We start from the raw sequence: 18,136 nt of genomic DNA, 5'->3' as shown, positions 1-18,136 counted from the left end.
AAAGGGGTTATGAATATGAAAAAAAACTTGCTTAAAAGGAGAATTGACGTTGCATCAGGAAGAACACCTGCAGATTGCGTCATTAAGAACGGGCAAATCATAGATGTATTCAATGGTGATATCTATACTGGCGACATTGCGATCACCGATGGTTATTTTGCTGGAATTGGGCATTATGAGGGTACTTCGGAAATCGATGCTTCAGGAAAATTCGTATGCCCTTCCTTCATTGATGGCCATGTTCATATAGAATCATCGATGGTCAGACCTTATGAACTTGCAAAAATCCTCCTTTTACATGGTGTGACCTGCATCGTTGCAGATCCTCATGAAATTGCCAATGTTTCTGGCAAGAAGGGCATGGAATATATGATTGAACAATCCGATCAACTTCCTTTTGATTTTTACTTCATGATGCCCTCTTGTGTACCTGCTACGGAGTTTGAACATTCTGGTGCTGTCTTAAGAAGTGAAGATTTAATTTCCTTTTATCAAAACCCGAGAGTGCTTGGATTAGCCGAAGTAATGAATTTCCCTGCCGTTTCACATACAGATGAGGATATGCTGCAAAAAATATACGATGCAAACAGACTGGGCAAAAGCATCGATGGTCATGCAGCTGGATTATCTGAACAACAGCTCGATGTTTATCTAAGTGCAGGCATTAAAACAGATCATGAATGCACTACAGCGGAAGAGGCAAAAGAAAGAATGCGTAAAGGAATGTATCTTATGATCAGGGAAGGCACCGTCGCCAAAGACTTAATTAACCTGATTCCAGTTATTAATGAGAAGAACTCCCGCCGTTGTTTATTCGTCACCGATGACCGGCACCTAGATGATATAGTTTCTGAAGGAAGTATCGATCACAACGTTCGACTTTCCATAGAAACAGGTGTCCCGCCAATTACCGCCATTCAAATGGCGACCATTAATGCAGCAGAATGCTTTGGATTAAAGGAACATGGTGCAATTGCACCTGGATACAAGGCAGACTTCCTACTACTGGATGATCTTGATTCAGTCATCCTCCATTCGGTCTTCAAAGATGGAAAGCTTATGGTACAAAATAATCGATTGCTTAACTATCCAGCTGATGAGAAACAGGTTATTACCGACGGGTTGAAGCACTCTGTTCAATTTCATGAAATAACCGGAGATGATTTCGCGATACCTATTAAAAATGAGTTTGCTAATATTATTGAGATAACTCCAAACAGCTTGATTACAAAGCATTCGATTGAACCGGTCACAATTAATCATGATGGTCTATTTCAGTTCTCCGAACATGTTGATCATCTAAAACTTGCTGTTATTGAACGGCATCATATGACCAAACAAGTGGGCCTGGGAATCGTCAAAGGGCTCGGGTTGAAATCAGGAGCCATTGCCACGACAGTAGCTCATGATTCACATAATTTGATCATTGCCGGAACGAATGACCAGGATATGCTTCTGGCAGCTAAGGAAATCAAAAAAATGCAGGGTGGATTGACTGTAATCCAAAATGGGGAAATACTAGCTTCCCTTCCCCTTCCAATAGCTGGATTGATGAGTGAATGCAATTATATGGATGTGGTCCATTCATTGAAGCACATCGATGAAGCCTTATTGAAACTCGGTGCTAACAGGCATTTCAACCCTTTTCTTACACTTGCCTTCTTGGCGCTACCAGTCATCCCTGAAATCAAACTGACGGATCAGGGTTTATTTTCCGTTTCTGAGTTTAGGCATATACCCATCGAAGCATCAAAGCCAGTCGATTTAAATTAACCCGCTAGGCGGGTTTTTTTCTTATCACCCAAAAAAATTCTAAAAGAAAAAGGTTCCGACTCAACATAAAATGGGAAAAGGATATATGCGCATCATCTATGTTAAAATAAAAATAAACACAATTCTTTCTTGGAGGAGATAAATATGGCAAAACATGATCAACAGAACATCATTGGATACATAGGCACTTACACAAAAGGAAACAGCGAAGGTATTTACCGATTTACTTTAGATACAGCAGAAGGAAAGCTCAGCACACCGGTTCTTGCAGCAGAATTGACCGATCCGACTTATGTCGCCATCAGCCAGGACAAAAAGAATCTCTACGCCATTTTAAAAGAAGCGGGTAGCGGTGGAGTTTCAGCCTATTCGATTAATGAGGATTCAGGTGAGCTTACCTTCTTAGGCAAACAACTTACACCAAATGGCTCTTCCTGCCATATAAGTGTCGACAGCAAGAAACAGGTTTTGGTCACTTCCAGTTATGGAGAAGGCGTGATTGAATCATATCCGCTTCATGACGATGCGACACCTTTGCCTGTATCATCAACTGTTCAACATGAAGGGCATGGACCGAATCAAGAACGTCAGGAAAAAGCACACACTCACTTCGCTGGTTTCACGCCGGATGAAAGGTTCATTGCTGTTGTCGACCTCGGAATAGATAAAGTAATAACCTATAAAATACATAATGGGGTTTTGGAAGAAGTAAACAGCTTATCTGTTGCTCCCGGCAGCGGACCACGGCATCTGACCTTCCACCCAAACGGTAAATTTGCTTATGTCATGGCAGAACTTGTACCAGAAGTGATTGTTTTGAGCTTCGATAGTCAAACCGGTAGTTTTTCTGAATTGCAAACGGTACGGACCGTCCCGGAAGATTTCAAGGAAAATAACCAAGGAAGCGCCATTCATATTTCTGATGACGGGCGATTCATATATGCCGCAAACCGCGGACATGATAGTATTGCCGTTTACGAAATCAATCAAGAAACAGGCAAACTGGCATTCGTGCAGCTGGTTTCCACCGAAGGACATTGGCCGCGTGATTTTTCATTGGACCCTAGCGGAAAATTTCTGATCGCTTCTAATGAACAATCAGGAAACTTGACACTATATGCCCGGAATGAGCATGACGGAAAATTAACATTATTGCAAAAGGATGTTCAAGTTCCCTTCCCTGTTTGCGTTAAATTCTTATAATTCATAATAAAAGAGGATTGAAGCTTTAACTGCAGCTTCAATCCTCTTTTTTATGCCCTACTTTAATTCCAATTCTCTGCCATTTCGGGAAAATCTATATATGGGTTACGATTACCCTGCATTTCATGTATAGCGAGGTTTCTATGTTTTTCATAAGTGCTGACGGGAAAAAGCCGATGCCATTCCAAAAGCAGTGCCAGGTCGATTTTGCCGCTATCGATGATTCCCTCATATCTGAGTAAAAAATACAAAGTTGCCCTCGCCACGATCCCTTTTCCGTATTCGGGCTCGAATTTACTTTCGTCTGATTTCCCGCAACCCGCTTTTATACCGGCAGCCGATCTTTCAGGGATATAATCCTCAAAATCATGGTATGGATAGTTACTCCGGCTGCTATTACACGTTGGTTCACAGGCGAACAGATGATGCAAATCCCCCCTCATCGGTTCTTTTTTATCGAACCATGATTGAGGTACTACATGTTCACAATTAACGAGAATATTCTCCGAATTTGTTGATTCAATACCTCTTGACAACACTTCCAGTATACGGATATCTTCCTCAATCACTTGTGCAGGATCCATCCCTTTACCGGAATACAGACTTTTTAGCTGGCCATCTTCCTGTAAGTCCACCCATGGGTAAACATGACGATGCGGTGAGTAGTTCAGCTGGTTTTTATGGGTTGCCACAAGTAGGTCCTTCAATCCTTCCCGGTCCAAGGAACCATCTTTGTAGTATGCCAGCTTAAGTTCCTGATCTTTGGTTTCATCATAGTATTCGCGGTTTTCATTAAAGTTGACTAGTGCAGCCATTGCCATTTCCCGTTCTTTTTCAAGTACTTCAAAACTATACTTCATCCACTCATCCCCCCGCTTCTATTAAAAACCTAACTTTTACCATAATTAAAGTTTAATAGAAATAGACCGAAAAAAAAAGGTGCTTTAGAAGGGTCTAACGAAGAATTTCAATAAAATGGGTAAGGATTTTCGCTGTCATTCCCCAGATTACCCGACCATTATATAAGTAAAAATACTCTTCCATCTGTTTTGGCTGCCATTTATAATTCTCCCCGCCAACGACTAAATCATGGGGGAAGTTTGCATGCGGTTCCACTTTATATTCCACATGATAAATTTCTGGCGGTTTTTCCATGAAAAAGGAAAGCGGGACCGTAAAAATGGTTTCTACCTCAGCTGGATTAGGTATTATCCGTTGATGGTTACGAACAAATCCTGCATAAGGATAGACAATCATCCCGAATGGAGATACCAAATAATCGATTGGAAAGACGTTTTCGATATCTTCTTTTCGCAAATTAAGTTCCTCATATGTTTCCCTTAGGGCAGCAGCCTGTTCATCATGATCCAGCTTGTCTATTTTCCCGCCCGGAAAACATATATCCCCCGGCTGCCTCCTCAGTTTGTGTGAACGCTCTTCGAAAAGAACATGAATTCCATCTTCTTTCTCTATTAGCGGTACCAATACAGCATACTTTGAAAAATTCCCACTCCCTAAAATTTCAGGGATATGTAATGTTAATTTTTTTGTTATATCTTCATTATTCATGTCCCTCACCTCTTCTGCCGGATAATATAGATATTCTATCACTACTCCTTATCATTCCATTTTCGAACATCCGCTATAACTAAGCAAGGAAAACGATTCCAAAATATCGCCTATAATTTCTATTTGATTCCTTTACCTCTTATTCTTCCTTGATCATAGACAAAAGCACCGTTCAAAGTTCCGAACGGCGCTAAAACTGACGTATCAGCCTCATTTAAAAAGCAAGTTATGTGTATCAACAGGCACCTGCATGAAATTATTGAATATTCTGTTTTTTCATTTTATTTTCATAGTTCAGCTAACGTTCGCTTTACCGTCGCTATGATGAATGCAAAATCCTCTTCAGTTATACTAAGCGGGGGAGCAAGAGTCAGGATATTATTGAAACCTGCTACTGTATCGCCATTTTTCCCTATGATCAGCCCCTTTTCTTTGCATGAAGCAATGACTTTATTGATTTTGGAAAGTTCGATCGGCTGTTTTGTCAGTTTATCTTCCACTAGTTCAATGCCTACCAACAAACCTTTCCCGCGTACATCCCCAACATTGGGATGAGATTTGATTTCTTCAAACTCTTGCAGAAAGCGTAGCCCTAACTCCTTGGACCGTTCTATTAGATTTTCATTTTCATATATTTCAATATTCTTCAAAGCGACGGCACAGGCAGCAGGATTGCCGCCAAATGTATTTACATGCCGAAAGCGGTCATAAACGTCTGAGCCAATATACGCTTCATAAATTTCACGTTTGACGGCAGTAGCTGATAATGGCAAATATGCGCTCGTGATTCCTTTAGCCATTGTTACGATGTCTGGTTTTACATCATAGTTCATAAATCCGAATTTCTTACCAGTACGACCGAACCCGCAAATGACCTCATCCGAAATGAGAAGGACACCATTTTTCTCACAAATTTCTTTGACACGTTTCATATATCCATCGGGCGGCATCAAAATTCCGCCCCCGGTGATGATTGGTTCCATGATGACCGCAGCCACCGTTTCGCTCAGCTCCCATGTAATGGTACGTTCAATTTCCGCTGCACTTTTTTCACCGCTTTCATCCTCTGGATTTCGGTAAGAATCTGGCGGTGATACATGAAGAAACCCTGGGGCGAGAGGTTCGTATTTATATTTTCGCTGTGCCTGCCCGGTAGCTGACAGGGCTCCCATTGAATTGCCATGATAGCCGCGATAACGCGAAATGAATTTATAGCGTCCATGTTCACCCTTTTGCTGATGATACTGCCGCGCAATTTTAAAGGCCGCCTCATTGGCTTCTGAACCGCTGTTAGAGAAGAAAATCACATAATCCCCACCAAGCCATTCATTTAATTTCTCCGCTAGCTTAATAGCCGGGATGTGGCTATTCGTTAAAGGGGCATATGGAAGTTCCTTCAGCTGCTCGTAAGCTGCTTCAGCCAGTTCCGTGCGGCCATAACCGACGTTGACACACCATAAACCAGACATCCCATCCAGGAAGCGATTCCCATCAACATCCGTAATCCATGCTCCTTGCCCGTTTTTAATCACCATTGCACCAGGGGTGGGTTCAGCCCCTTTCATATGATGCCACACATACTTACCATCCATCGCTTTAAGATCCTGACCCTGTTTTTCAACCTGCATAATCTACACTCCTCCTAAAATAATGTATAAAGGAAGGCCGACCACAAATTGCGCCGACCCCCTTTTTCCTATCAGTATCTTGCCGTTAACATTTTCTTTCTCGTGTAAAATTCCACGCCGTCTTTCCCATTGGCATGAAGGTCCCCATAAAACGAACTTTTATATCCGGAAAATGGAAAGAATGCCATTGGCGCGGGTACCCCAAGGTTAATACCAAGCATACCTGCATCAATTTCTTCGCGAAATTCCCGGATGGCTTTTGCACTATCCGTATAGAGGCAGGCACCATTGGCAAATTCGGATTGATTGGTCAATTCAATTGCTTCTTCAAGAGTATTAACTCGTACTATGGATAAGACAGGAGCAAAAATTTCATCACTCCATATTTGCATGTTTGTTTTTACATGATCAAATAATGTCGGCCCAACGTAATAGCCTTTTTCCTGATCGCCTTCATTCCTGCCATCACGAAGGAGGACAGCTCCTTCTTTTTCCCCGATTTCAATATATTGTTCTGTTCTTTTTTTATGAGTATCACGGATTACAGGTCCCAGGAAAACGTCCTTATCCATTCCATTTCCAATCTTGATGTTATCCGCTGCAGCCTTTAATTTCTCAACGAGCGTATCTCCCACTTCTCCCACCGCAACAACCACTGATGCAGCCATGCAGCGCTCGCCTGCAGATCCGAAAGCTGCATTCGTTATGTTCGTTACGGCATTATCCAAATCTGCATCAGGCATGACGATCGAATGATTTTTCGCACCCGATAAAGCCTGGACACGTTTTTTATTGGCAGCTGCCGTTTTGTATACATACTCTGCGACAGGCTGGGATCCCACAAATGATACCGCTTTAATGTCTTCATGTTCCAAAATCCCATTCACGACATCGTGGGCACCATGGACAATATTGACAACACCATCCGGAACACCGGCTTCTGTCAATAATTCCACGAGACGGTTGGCCAAAAGCGGTGTCCGTTCTGAAGGTTTTAAGATAAACGTATTTCCACAAGCTATTGCCAGCGGGAACATCCAACATGGCACCATCATCGGGAAATTAAACGGCGTAATCCCGGCAACGACACCCATTGGATAACGATACATGCCAGATTCAATGCCTGGGGAAATATCAGGAAGCTGACTTCCCATCATCAAGGTAGGGGCACCTGCTGCGAACTCCACGCATTCAATCCCGCGCTGAACCTCACCATATGCTTCTGTATAGCTTTTTCCGTTTTCGATAGTGACCAGCTTTGCAAGCTCATCCCAGTGTTCAATCAGTAATTGCTGGTAACGGAATAAGAAGCGAGCTCTTTTTGGAACGGCGACCTTTTTCCATTCTTTATACGCCTTTTTAGCAACCTCCACCGCTTGGTTTACATCTTCCTTAGTTGAAAGGGGTACGATTGCCAATGCTTCTCCTGTTGCCGGGTTAGGCACTTGTTCATGTTTCGAAGTTGTGGAATCAACCCATTTGCCACCGATATAATTTTTCAACGTTTCTACTTCATTGATAACTGTCATTAAATAAACCCTCCATTTCAACACGATTTCATAGTTTCATTATATTTTTCAAAACGACTTTTTACATTAGACGTTTTGTATAGTTTTTGATTCAATATTTGCACATATTGTTTGTTTCTGGCTTTCCCATATCCATCATAATCAACAACAGAAATTCACGCTTCGCAAACGATGTATATTTTTCTTATTACTTTCCCTTTAATCAGCTGACTTCGCAGCCATCATTTTATAATGGAATATAGCTTTAGGTCTTGATGCTTCCCCTTGACGAGCATTCCTTTTCTTATGATTCCCTCAAAAGACATACCAGCCTTTTGCATGACTCGCTCTGAACCTGAATTTTCAACGAAGCACCTTGCTTGTATTCGAACTAGGTTCATATTTTCGAAGCCAAAGGCGATTATCTTTTGGGCTGCCTCCGTCATCAAGCCACTCCCCCAATATTCTGGTGCAAGCACATACCCTATTTCCGCACTATGATGGTCAACCTGCCATGAAACAAAATCAATGGTACCAATCAACTTACCGCTTTCCTTGTGTTCTATGCCCCATGGAGCGATTTTCTTATCCTCATAATTTTGAAGGATAAATCGGATAAAATCTTTTGTATCACTTAGGGAACGATGGGCTTCCCATGTGACGTAACGGGAAACTTCATTGTTGGATGCATAAGCGAACATGTCTTCGGCATCATTCATGGTGACTTTCCTCATGATCAATCGTTTTGATTCCAGGGCAGGCAGCTGTCCATATATCTCTTTCACGTTCATGATTACACCCCATTCCATTGATTATTAGTATTATAGCAAGATTGGTAAGCAATCGCCTTCCCAATTGAAATATTGTCGAAACTTACGTATAATTCAGAAAAAATATCCAGGGGGATAATTATGACAAAAAGAAAACTCATAATAAGCCAAAATTTGAATGAAATCTTATTACAGAAGATCCAAGAATTGATTCCCGAGTGGACTGTTATCACCGGGAGATCCCCGGAAAAATGGAGAGATCATATTGCCGATGCAGAAGTCATCGCAGGCTGGAAAGCGGAAATGTCTGTATCGATTGCTGCAAGCGATGTTAAATGGATCCAGACATGGAGCGCAGGAGTGAATGCTTTACCCCTGGAAAATTTAGAACAAAAGAATGTTTAGATTACAACTGCAAACGGCGTTCATGCGTATCCCATTTCAGAGACAATTTTCGCGTTAATGCTTGCCTTAACAAGAAAAGTAGATACATATATTAAGCAACAGCAGACAAGGACCTGGCATCACGCACATATGAAGCAGGAAATTCATGAAAAGACCATCGGAATCATCGGTGTCGGGAAAATCGGAAAGGAAACCGCAAAAATTGCCAAGGCTTTTGGCATGACCGTATTAGGGATGCGCCATTCCGGTGAATCAGAAGAATTCGTAGATGAGATGTTCACACAAAAACAATTGATTGATCTTCTTCCTAGGTGTGATTATATTGTCGTGACATTACCATTGACCCCAGAAACAAGGAATATGTTCGGTAAAAACGAATTCAAGTTAATGAAGCGCTCCGCATTTTTCATTAATATAGGAAGGGGAAACCTGGTCATTCAAAACGAATTGATTCAAGCGCTTAAGGACAAAGATATTGCAGGTGCTGGTCTTGATGTGTTTGAAACGGAGCCACTTCCTGAGAATAGCCCTTTATGGGAGTTGAACAACGTAATCATCACGCCGCACACATCCGGAAATACGGAATTTTACGACCAAAGGCTAATTCAGGATATTTTCATGCCGAATTTAAAGGACTATCTAAATGGTAAAACACCTTCAACAAATTTACTTGATTACAAAAAAGGGTATTAAGAATTGTTCATTTTCTGTATACATTAATAATCTTTCCTTGTTAGCTTGCAGATTCCGACATTATCTGTTATATTTAAAAAGAATTATTTTTGTTCGGGAAGATTGATAAGTGAAAAACTTTTCGTCTAATGATTGAGCAAGGGTAGTAACACAATGTGTGGATTCACACTAGGAGGCAACAACAATGGAACAAGGTAAAGTAAAATGGTTTAACGCAGAAAAAGGATTTGGCTTCATCGAACGCGAAAACGGAGACGATGTATTCGTACATTTCTCAGCTATCCAAAGCGAAGGATTCAAATCATTAGACGAAGGTCAAGAAGTTACTTTTGAAGTTGAGCAAGGTCAACGTGGACCCCAAGCTACTAACGTTCAAAAAGCATAATTTTAAATACAATATATAACGGACCCTACTTGTAGGGTCTGTTTTTTTTGATCAAAAAAACAATCATAAAAAAACCCTATTCACAGGGAATAGGGAACATGAAACAAGTTTAGTAAATGGTAAACCTAGTATAACACACTAAGAAAAGAAACCCTAATTTATCCGAAAAGTAAAAATTATCAAGCACTTCCGAAGCCCTCGATATCGACTTTACCATTCATTCATTTCTTATCCGCTTCATATGTTCGATCCGTTCCCCACGGATAAAACGGAGGCATATCCGTGCTGCTTTTCATTTTGAAATCGGCTTTCCTTTTTTCGAGAAAAGCTTCGATTCCTTCTAGTGCATCAGCTTGTTTTCCGGTCCAATGAATCATTTTCGATTCTATTTTGTGTGATTCAACAGGATGGTTCGCACCGAGCATGGACCACATTAACTGCCGGGATAGCGTCACAGAGACAGAAGATGTATTTTCCGCAATGTCTGTCGCAATCTCCATTGCTGCAGACATCAATTCTTCTGGCTCGACGATCTTGTTTACCAGCCTTCCCTCATATGCTTCACTGGCCGTAATCATCCTGCCGGTAAAAATCCATTCGGAAGCTTTGCCCATTCCAACAAGTCTAGGCAAGAACCAGCCGCTGCATGCCTCCATCGTTATCCCCCGCCTTGCAAATACAAAACCCATCTTTGCATCTGTTGAAGCAATTCTAATGTCCATGGGCAAAGTCATTGTTATCCCAATCCCGACTGCCGCTCCATTAATGGCAGCTATCATAGGTTTCTTCATCTCAAAAATCCGTAATGACAACATTCCTCCTGCATCGCGATATTCAACCAAAGGAGTGTGATCCATAAACGTTTCTGCACCTTTTTCCAAATCCATTCCAGCACAAAAAGCATCCCCAGCGCCAGTTAATATGACGGCTCTTACTTCATCATTTTCATCCGCTTCATTAAAAGCGCGAATCATCTCCTCACACATCTTTTCATTGAAAGCATTCATTCTCTCTGGACGATTAAGAGTAACAATCATGACACGATCGACGATCTCACTAGTTATCGTGGAATACAATAACAGTCCCTCCTTCTCTCACAAATTGAAACATTCAACAGAATTTTATATTTACATATAATTACATTTTATATGTTTTATTTTCAGATTCCTAGTTTTTTATTTTGACATGCTGATAAATAATTTGATAATCGTTTCTATTCTAAAAATATTTTACATAAATGTGTAAAAAAAGACCAGTCGCAAATGCAACTGGTTTTTTTTGTTTACCAATATAAATGACAAGCAACGAAATGTCCTGGTTTTTGTTCTTTCCATTCAGGTACAGCACTGGAGCATATCTCCATCGCCTTAGGGCAGCGCGTCCGAAATACACAGCCGCTCGGCGGATTGATCGGACTTGGTACATCGCCTTTAAGGACGATCCTTTCCCGTTTAATAGTCGGGTCTGGTATCGGCACTGCGGATAGCAAGGCCTGTGTGTATGGGTGTAGCGGATCTTTCGTTAAAGAATCACTATCCGAAAGTTCCATCATTCTTCCAAGGTACATGACTAAAATACGATCTGAAATATACTTGACCATCGATAAATCATGCGCGATGAATAAATAAGTCAATCCCATTTCTTTTTGCAGTTCTTTTAATAAGTTGACCACTTGGGCCTGTATCGAAACATCCAAGGCAGAGATTGGTTCATCACAAACGATGAATTTAGGATTTAAAGCCAAGGCCCTTGCAATTCCAATACGCTGGCGTTGTCCGCCACTGAATTCATGCGGAAAACGAGTGATATGTTCCGGACTTAAACCAACCAGCTTTAACAGGTCTTCCACCCGTTTTCTTCGCTCTTTACCTTTTGATATCCCATGAATGGCAAGTGGTTCCCCAATCAATTCCTCCACCTTCATCCTTGGGTTCAAGGATGCGTAAGGATCTTGGAAAATCATTTGTATTTCACGGCGGATATGTGACATTTCCCCGGGTTTGTAATCGAAAATATTTTTCCCCTGAAAAAGAACTTCTCCATCTGTCGGTTCATATAATCGAGTGATTGTACGACCTGCAGTCGACTTACCGCAACCGCTTTCCCCAACAAGACCGACAGTTTCCCCTGGATAGATTTTGAGATCCAAACCATCTACCGCTTTCAGCGATTGAGAACCGATAGGAAAATGCTTCTTCAGATTCTTTATTTCAACAAGAGGAGAATTTTCGTTGTATGTCTTTTCTTTTAAGGCCTTATTTTTCAGTGAAACCATTGGTTCTCCTCCTTTATACATTAGTCGGTGCTTGTACCTGCGCTGCCTTGGCCATCGGGTGGTGCAGCCAGCATGCGGCTGTCTGACCTTCTTCCACTACTTCAAGCTCCGGATCATGGTCTTTGCACACTTTCATTGCTGATTCACATCTTGGGTAAAATGGGCATCCTTTTGGCGGATCCAATAAATCCGGTGGTGATCCGATAATCGGAACCAACGGAGCCGTTTTTTCCATATCCAGCCTTGGCACCGTTTTAAGCAGACCTCTTGTATAAGGATGCTGCGGGTTTGAAAATATAGCATCTACCGTACCCGTCTCCACAACCTTGCCTGCATACATGACGACTACCCGTTCACAAGTTTCCGCAACCACACCTAAATCATGAGTGATTAAAATGATGGAAGTATCCATTCTTCGTTGGATATCTTTCATCAGTTCCAATATTTGCGCTTGTATCGTTACATCCAATGCAGTTGTAGGTTCATCGGCAATCAGCAATTTCGGTTCGCATGCAAGGGCCATCGCTATCATTGCCCTTTGGCGCATACCACCTGAAAACTCATGCGGATATTGCTGCATTCTTTTTTCCGGCTGTGGAATACCTACTAGTTTCAGTGTTTCCAACGCCCGTTCGTATGCATCATTGCGGGACATGTTTTTATTATGCTTTAAAATGCCTTCCATGATCTGGCTGCCGATTTTTGTCGTTGGATTGAGCGAAGTCATCGGATCCTGGAAAATCATGCTGATTTCATTCCCGCGAATCCTCTGCATTTCCTTTTCACTCATTTTAAGAAGGTCTTTACCGCCAAAGTTTATCGACCCTTTTCCATACTCTGCCGGGGGTGTTTCCAATAATCTCATGATAGATTTCGCTGTAACACTTTTGCCGCATCCGGACTCCCCAACAATCGCAACGGCTTCCCCCTTTTTCACGCCAAAGTTCACACCGCGAACCGCTTGCACTTTACCTGCATAAGTATGGAAGGTGATTTGTAAATCGTTGACTTCTAATAGGTTCTCCATCATCGTCCCTCCTATTCTAGTAATATCAAATCATTATGTTAGGACTCATTTATTTCCGTAGTTTTGGATCTAAGGCATCCTGCAATCCGTCACCAACCACATTGAACGCGAACATCGTTAAGGAAATCAAAATTGCCGGGATTAACAGTTGATAGAAATTCCCTACCAGAATGCTTCCCAGTGCATCACTTGTCAATGTTCCCCAGCTTGCCTGAGGTGCCGGAACTCCCAGTCCCAAAAAGCTAAGTGTAGCTTCGGCAAAGATGGCAGTAGGTACAGTCAACGTTAAATTGACAAGGATCGGTCCCATTGTATTTGGAATCATGTGTTTTCTTAAAGTCCAGCTCGTATTGGCTCCAGAGATTGTTGCAGCATGGATATATTCATTCTCTTTCAGTTGTAAAACCTGGCCCCGTACCAGTCGCGCCATCGGAATCCACCCCGTAATCGACATCGCAATGATGATCGGCAGAATACCAGGTTTTAATACGACCATCATCAAGATAACCATCAATAGGTATGGAATCGCATAGATCACCTCAGCGAAACGCATCATGATATTATCCGTGCGTCCGCCGCGAATGGCAGAAATCCCGCCATAAAGGACACCAATTAAAAAGTCGATCAGCGCTGCCATCAATCCAATGAACAAGGATATCCTTGCACCGTACCAAGCTCGCGTAAATAGATCCCTTCCTGATGAATCCGTTCCAAACCAATGCTCGCTATTTGGGCTAAGATTCTTTTTCTCGAAATCTTGTCCATAATAAGTATATCCGTTAATGTACGGACCAAAAATCGCCATCAAGACCAAGAGAATTATTAGAATAAACCCCGTCATCGCCAGCTTATTTTCTTTAAATCGACGCCAGACGTCAGACCAATATGAAACTGTAGGTCTTGCTATTTTTTCAGCTTCCTTAAAGTTGCCTTCGGCGGGTTGGAACATATCTTCGGTTAAATGCACTTTATCTGCCATTATTTCTTCTCCCCCGTCACTTTAATTCTAGGATCAATCAACGTATAGGCTATATCAACGATGAATATCAATAGAATAAGCACCGCACTATACACAATTGTGGAACCAAGAATCACCGGGTAGTCCCTGTTGGATATTCCCTTTACGAACATATCACCCATGCCCGGAATACCAAAAATACGTTCAATGATGAAGCTTCCTGTCACGATATTAGCCGTAAGGATGCCCAGAATCGTGATAATCGGCAATAACGCATTCCGAATCGCATGTTTGATTATGACACCGCTCCGTTTCAATCCTTTGGCTTTTGCTGTCAAAATGTAATCCTGCCCCATTACTTCAAGCATGCTTGTCCGCATCAGTCTCGCGATGAAAGCAAGCGGCATCATGGAAAGGGCAATGGATGGTAAAATGGTATGCTGCCATGTCGCCCATGTAGCAACCGGGAATATATTCCATTTAATTGCGAAATAATTGATTAAAATAGTCGCAAGGATAAAGTTAGGAACGGAAATCCCTACGATGGCAATGATCATTGATAAATAGTCGGGCCATTTATTTCTTTTCAGTGATGCCACGACACCCAAAATGAGGCCAAAGAAGATGGCAATCACCAAAGCTTGTGCCCCTAAGTGCAATGACACCGGAAACCCCTTCAAAATGTAATCATTCACGGTAATGGATGAAGATTTCAATGAAGGACCAAAATCAAATTGAACGACTTCCAATAAATAATTCCCATATTGGGTCAACAACGGCTTGTCCAATCCATAGTGGACTTGAAGGTTTTCATAAACAGCAGGAGGCATGGCTCCTTCTTTTGCAAATGGATTTCCCGGAATCGTATGCATTATGATGAACGTTAATGTAATAACAGCCCATAAAGTAATAATCGCCCATTTAAAACGGTTTAATGTATATCTCAACATGGTAATCACCCCAATCATCGATTTTCTAAGAAGTTGAAAACGGAAATGAATGCATGAAATATTCAAATTCGCAATTGAAAAATGGGGTATGACCTTAATCGGACATACCTCCCATTTCACTATTATCCTTCTATTATTTTTTATCCGCGTAAATAAAGTTCGGATAAGCGTTAATTGGAGCAAAAACTCCAGTAACATTCGATTTAACCATATATGGTTTTGTATAGAAGTAAACCGGAAGGATCGGCATTTCGTCAATCATGACTTTCTCTGCTTTATGCAAAGCATCCATGCGTTCTTTTGGATCCATTGTAGATTTTGCTTCTTTTAATAAATTATCATATTCTTTGTTTGACCAACCTGCATCATTATAGGCGCCGTCCGTTTCCCAAAGCATGAATGTCATCGGGTCAACATAGTCACCAACCCATCCTGCACGGGAAATTTCAAAATCACCAGCTTTTTCACGGTCAAGCTTAACTTGGAATTCTGCATTTTCAAGTGTCACTTCAACACCCAGGTTATCACGCCACATTCCTTGAACCGCTTCAGCAATTTTCTTGTGTGAATCTAAAGTGTTATACAAAATTGAAAACTCAGGTAATTCTTTCATGCCTTCTTCAGCAAGTCCTTCTTTTAACAATTTCTTAGCTTCGGTAACATCTTCCTTAAATAGGTTACCTGTATTTTCCTGGAAATCTCCAGATGCATCAGGAATACCCGGAGGGACTACGCCGAAAGCAGGCTTTTGTCCGCCTTGAGCAACATTTTCGGTGATTTTTTGACGCTCGATAGCCATTGAAAGCGCTTTCCTTACTTTAGCATTATTGAAAGGTTTCACTTCTGTATTAAAGTTGTAATAGTAAACGGCAAGTTCTTTGCCCATTTTGAATTCTTTATCATCAGAATTGACCATTTGACCTTGAATATCCACTGGCAGTGGATAAGCGAGGTCCAATTCGCCACTCTGATACATTTGCCATGCTGTATTTTCATCTTCAATTAGAGCAAAGTTAACCGCATCCAATTTGATTTTATCTTTATCGTAGTAATTTTCATTCTTTTCGATTTTCAGGCTTTCTTTATGTTTCCATTCCGTTAATTTGAACGGCCCGTTTGAAACGTGAGTTTTTGCATCCAAAGCCCATTTTGGATTTTCTTCCTGTACCTTTTTATTGATTGGATAGAAAGTATAGAAAGATGTCAAGTCAAGGAAATATGGTGTAGGCTGTTCCAAAGTAACGACCAATGTATGTTCGTCTGTCGCTTTAACCCCTACATCCTCTTCCTTCCCTTTCTTACTGTTGTATGCTTCCCCGCCTTTAAGATAATAAAGTTGGTAAGCATAATCTGCAGCCGTTTCCGGTTTCAAAGCATATTTCCAAGCGTATTCGAAATCATTGGCTGTAAGCGGATCTCCATTTGACCATTTCAAACCATCTTTCAATTTGAATGTCCAAGTTAATCCATCTTCACTGATTTCCCATGATTCTGCAGAACCAGGGACGATTTTGCCTTCCTCTGTTTTCTTTGTCAGCCCCTCGAACGTATGTTCAAGGATCCAAGATTCATGAGTACCTTGAGCATTTGCAGGGTGAAGCGAACCAGGTTCACTCGAATTGTTTACGTTTAATACTTTTGATCCGGATGAGTCACCCGAGCCTCCTTCTTTTTCATTCGAAGTTTCCTTCGAACCGCCATTGCATGCCGCAAGCATAAGCATGATGGCCATAAGAAGAGCAAGCACTGAAAATTTAGACTTTTTCAAAAAATATTCCCCCTCATCTTTAATCTTTCTTAGGATATTCCCATTTAAGAGATTATCCTTCTAACACCTATTAATCTTCCGTATAGTACATATAATGATTGCGAGGAAAAGTAGAAGCATTCATTGCAGAAATTCACCCAAATCAATTAGCGAACCGTTTGCATAAATCTTAATTTCTACCTAAAAATAGCAATTAATGCAGTTTACTAGGTAAAAAATCACCTTTTTTTCACCTCGCCAAGGATACTATACCTCGAATTAAAGATGTTGAATTTTAAGTATATTACGAATAAATCAAAAAATCAATAAACCGGTGAGTACTTTTTCACAATATAGTAATTAATTGCTAATCAATTCGATCTAGATACTAGGTAAATAGAAATAATCAACTAAAAGGACTTCCGACTTCCAGGTGTTTTTACAAACCCCTCTAAATCAGTATTCATATAGGTTCTCTTGTCTATTTATTTCTAAATATTCTAATAATTCATATCAGGTTGATTACTAAGACAACTTTCCTAGCAAACCATCCCCTCTCAAATAAAATATTTTAGCAGGATAATGCATTACTTCGTTAAAATATTTAGTTCTCTTTAATCAATCTCCAAATAATAGGCATTAACTATAGGAGAATAGAAATATTCCCCTATATGCACCCGTCGTTTCAATGAAAAGTGCCCCTTCTTCATTTATGATTAAACAAATATAATGACACGAAAAGTAAACAAATTCCTACCACCTTTTTCGCGTCCAATGGGATGCGTACGCCTCCAAATAAACCGAAATGGTCAATGACTGCCCCAATAATTATCTGGCCTGCTATAACCCCGACCAATGCCGGTGCCACTCCAATCCGAGGCACGACCAATACGATCACAATGACATAAATAGCCCCTAACAGTCCGCCTGTTAATTGCCATTTGGGTACAGACGCGATGGCAGAAATATTTCCATTTCCCGCAAACAAAACAATAAATAATAAAGCGAGAGTCCCGATTCCAAACGAAATGAAGGAAGCTTCAATGACCCCCACTTTTTTTCCTAATCCACCATTGATTTGTCCTTGTATGGCAATGGTGATTCCGCCCAGGACCGCAAGCAACGGAAATAATATCTTCACAATGATTTTGCTCCTTTTTATGTCCATCCGGACTGATTAATGAATTCGCATACCATTTTAACATGAAAAATATGTATATTGTCCTTTACTGATATAAAATCATC

General features: G+C 41.1%; 15 protein-coding genes and 1 pseudogene. 4 read left to right on the top strand and 12 right to left on the bottom strand.

From position 1 onward, the window contains the following. Positions 1 to 9 precede the first annotated feature (9 nt). Both ade and AC1DIV_RS06935 read left to right on the top strand, forming a co-directional pair. Positions 10 to 1,773 carry an adenine deaminase gene (ade, locus tag AC1DIV_RS06940; protein WP_477576062.1) on the top strand — a complete coding sequence of 588 codons (1,764 nt, stop codon included), beginning with the start codon at positions 10 to 12 and terminating at the stop codon, positions 1,771 to 1,773. Between the two features lie 144 nt (positions 1,774 to 1,917). Then, positions 1,918 to 2,976 carry a lactonase family protein gene (locus AC1DIV_RS06935; RefSeq protein WP_477576060.1) on the top strand — a complete coding sequence of 353 codons (1,059 nt, stop codon included), beginning with the start codon at positions 1,918 to 1,920 and terminating at the stop codon, positions 2,974 to 2,976. 62 nt (positions 2,977 to 3,038) lie between these two features. On the opposite strand, the gene AC1DIV_RS06930 is transcribed toward AC1DIV_RS06935, so the two are convergent. The 5 genes from AC1DIV_RS06930 to AC1DIV_RS06910 form a co-directional block, all read right to left on the bottom strand. After that, complete coding sequence (locus tag AC1DIV_RS06930; protein WP_095393134.1) at positions 3,039 to 3,836, bottom strand: endonuclease I family protein; 798 nt, start codon at positions 3,834 to 3,836, stop codon at positions 3,039 to 3,041. 94 nt (positions 3,837 to 3,930) lie between these two features. Beyond that, a complete protein-coding gene (locus tag AC1DIV_RS06925) occupies positions 3,931 to 4,545 on the bottom strand; it encodes an NUDIX hydrolase (protein ID WP_053535163.1) in 615 nt (204 codons plus the stop codon). 287 nt (positions 4,546 to 4,832) lie between these two features. Next, positions 4,833 to 6,173 carry an aminotransferase gene (locus tag AC1DIV_RS06920; RefSeq protein ID WP_477576058.1) on the bottom strand — a complete coding sequence of 447 codons (1,341 nt, stop codon included), beginning with the start codon at positions 6,171 to 6,173 and terminating at the stop codon, positions 4,833 to 4,835. A 71-nt stretch (positions 6,174 to 6,244) separates the two neighbouring features. Beyond that, entirely contained in the window at positions 6,245 to 7,702 is a 1,458-nt protein-coding gene (locus AC1DIV_RS06915) for a CoA-acylating methylmalonate-semialdehyde dehydrogenase (protein WP_477576056.1), read from the bottom strand. Between the two features lie 221 nt (positions 7,703 to 7,923). Continuing rightward, positions 7,924 to 8,472, bottom strand: a complete 549-nt coding sequence (locus AC1DIV_RS06910) for a GNAT family N-acetyltransferase (RefSeq protein WP_477576054.1) — start codon at positions 8,470 to 8,472, stop codon at positions 7,924 to 7,926. A gap of 120 nt (positions 8,473 to 8,592) precedes the next feature. Here AC1DIV_RS06910 and AC1DIV_RS06905 point away from each other — a divergent pair. Together AC1DIV_RS06905 and AC1DIV_RS06900 are read left to right on the top strand one after the other, a co-directional pair. Beyond that, positions 8,593 to 9,549 (top strand): annotated as a pseudogene (locus AC1DIV_RS06905) (D-2-hydroxyacid dehydrogenase). A gap of 184 nt (positions 9,550 to 9,733) precedes the next feature. Then, positions 9,734 to 9,934, top strand: coding sequence for a cold-shock protein (locus AC1DIV_RS06900; RefSeq protein ID WP_029714163.1), 201 nt, complete (start codon positions 9,734 to 9,736; stop codon positions 9,932 to 9,934). 221 nt (positions 9,935 to 10,155) lie between these two features. On the opposite strand, the gene AC1DIV_RS06895 is transcribed toward AC1DIV_RS06900, so the two are convergent. The 7 genes from AC1DIV_RS06895 to AC1DIV_RS06865 form a co-directional block, all read right to left on the bottom strand. Continuing rightward, positions 10,156 to 11,010: a crotonase/enoyl-CoA hydratase family protein gene (locus AC1DIV_RS06895; protein ID WP_323597119.1), complete on the bottom strand. Its 855-nt coding sequence runs from the start codon at positions 11,008 to 11,010 to the stop codon at positions 10,156 to 10,158. A gap of 206 nt (positions 11,011 to 11,216) precedes the next feature. Further along, positions 11,217 to 12,209: an ABC transporter ATP-binding protein gene (locus AC1DIV_RS06890; RefSeq protein WP_095393125.1), complete on the bottom strand. Its 993-nt coding sequence runs from the start codon at positions 12,207 to 12,209 to the stop codon at positions 11,217 to 11,219. Between the two features lie 13 nt (positions 12,210 to 12,222). Then, the gene (locus AC1DIV_RS06885) at positions 12,223 to 13,236 is read right to left on the bottom strand and encodes an ABC transporter ATP-binding protein (RefSeq protein ID WP_323597123.1); all 1,014 of its coding nucleotides are present in this window, start codon (positions 13,234 to 13,236) and stop codon (positions 12,223 to 12,225) included. A 49-nt stretch (positions 13,237 to 13,285) separates the two neighbouring features. Beyond that, positions 13,286 to 14,215: an ABC transporter permease gene (locus AC1DIV_RS06880; RefSeq protein ID WP_048679430.1), complete on the bottom strand. Its 930-nt coding sequence runs from the start codon at positions 14,213 to 14,215 to the stop codon at positions 13,286 to 13,288. Beyond that, positions 14,215 to 15,144, bottom strand: a complete 930-nt coding sequence (locus tag AC1DIV_RS06875) for an ABC transporter permease (protein WP_048679446.1) — start codon at positions 15,142 to 15,144, stop codon at positions 14,215 to 14,217. The genes AC1DIV_RS06880 and AC1DIV_RS06875 overlap by 1 nt, the downstream gene beginning before the upstream one ends. Before the next feature lie 133 nt (positions 15,145 to 15,277). Further along, positions 15,278 to 16,912 carry a peptide ABC transporter substrate-binding protein gene (locus AC1DIV_RS06870; RefSeq protein WP_230175882.1) on the bottom strand — a complete coding sequence of 545 codons (1,635 nt, stop codon included), beginning with the start codon at positions 16,910 to 16,912 and terminating at the stop codon, positions 15,278 to 15,280. 685 nt (positions 16,913 to 17,597) lie between these two features. Continuing rightward, positions 17,598 to 18,032 carry a DMT family transporter gene (locus tag AC1DIV_RS06865; protein WP_477576053.1) on the bottom strand — a complete coding sequence of 145 codons (435 nt, stop codon included), beginning with the start codon at positions 18,030 to 18,032 and terminating at the stop codon, positions 17,598 to 17,600. Positions 18,033 to 18,136 lie beyond the last annotated feature (104 nt).

It is taken from the genome of Peribacillus sp. 05N428 (assembly GCF_056397085.1).
Note: the sequence above shows the minus strand (reverse complement) of the source record. Positions and strands in the feature narration are given on the sequence as shown.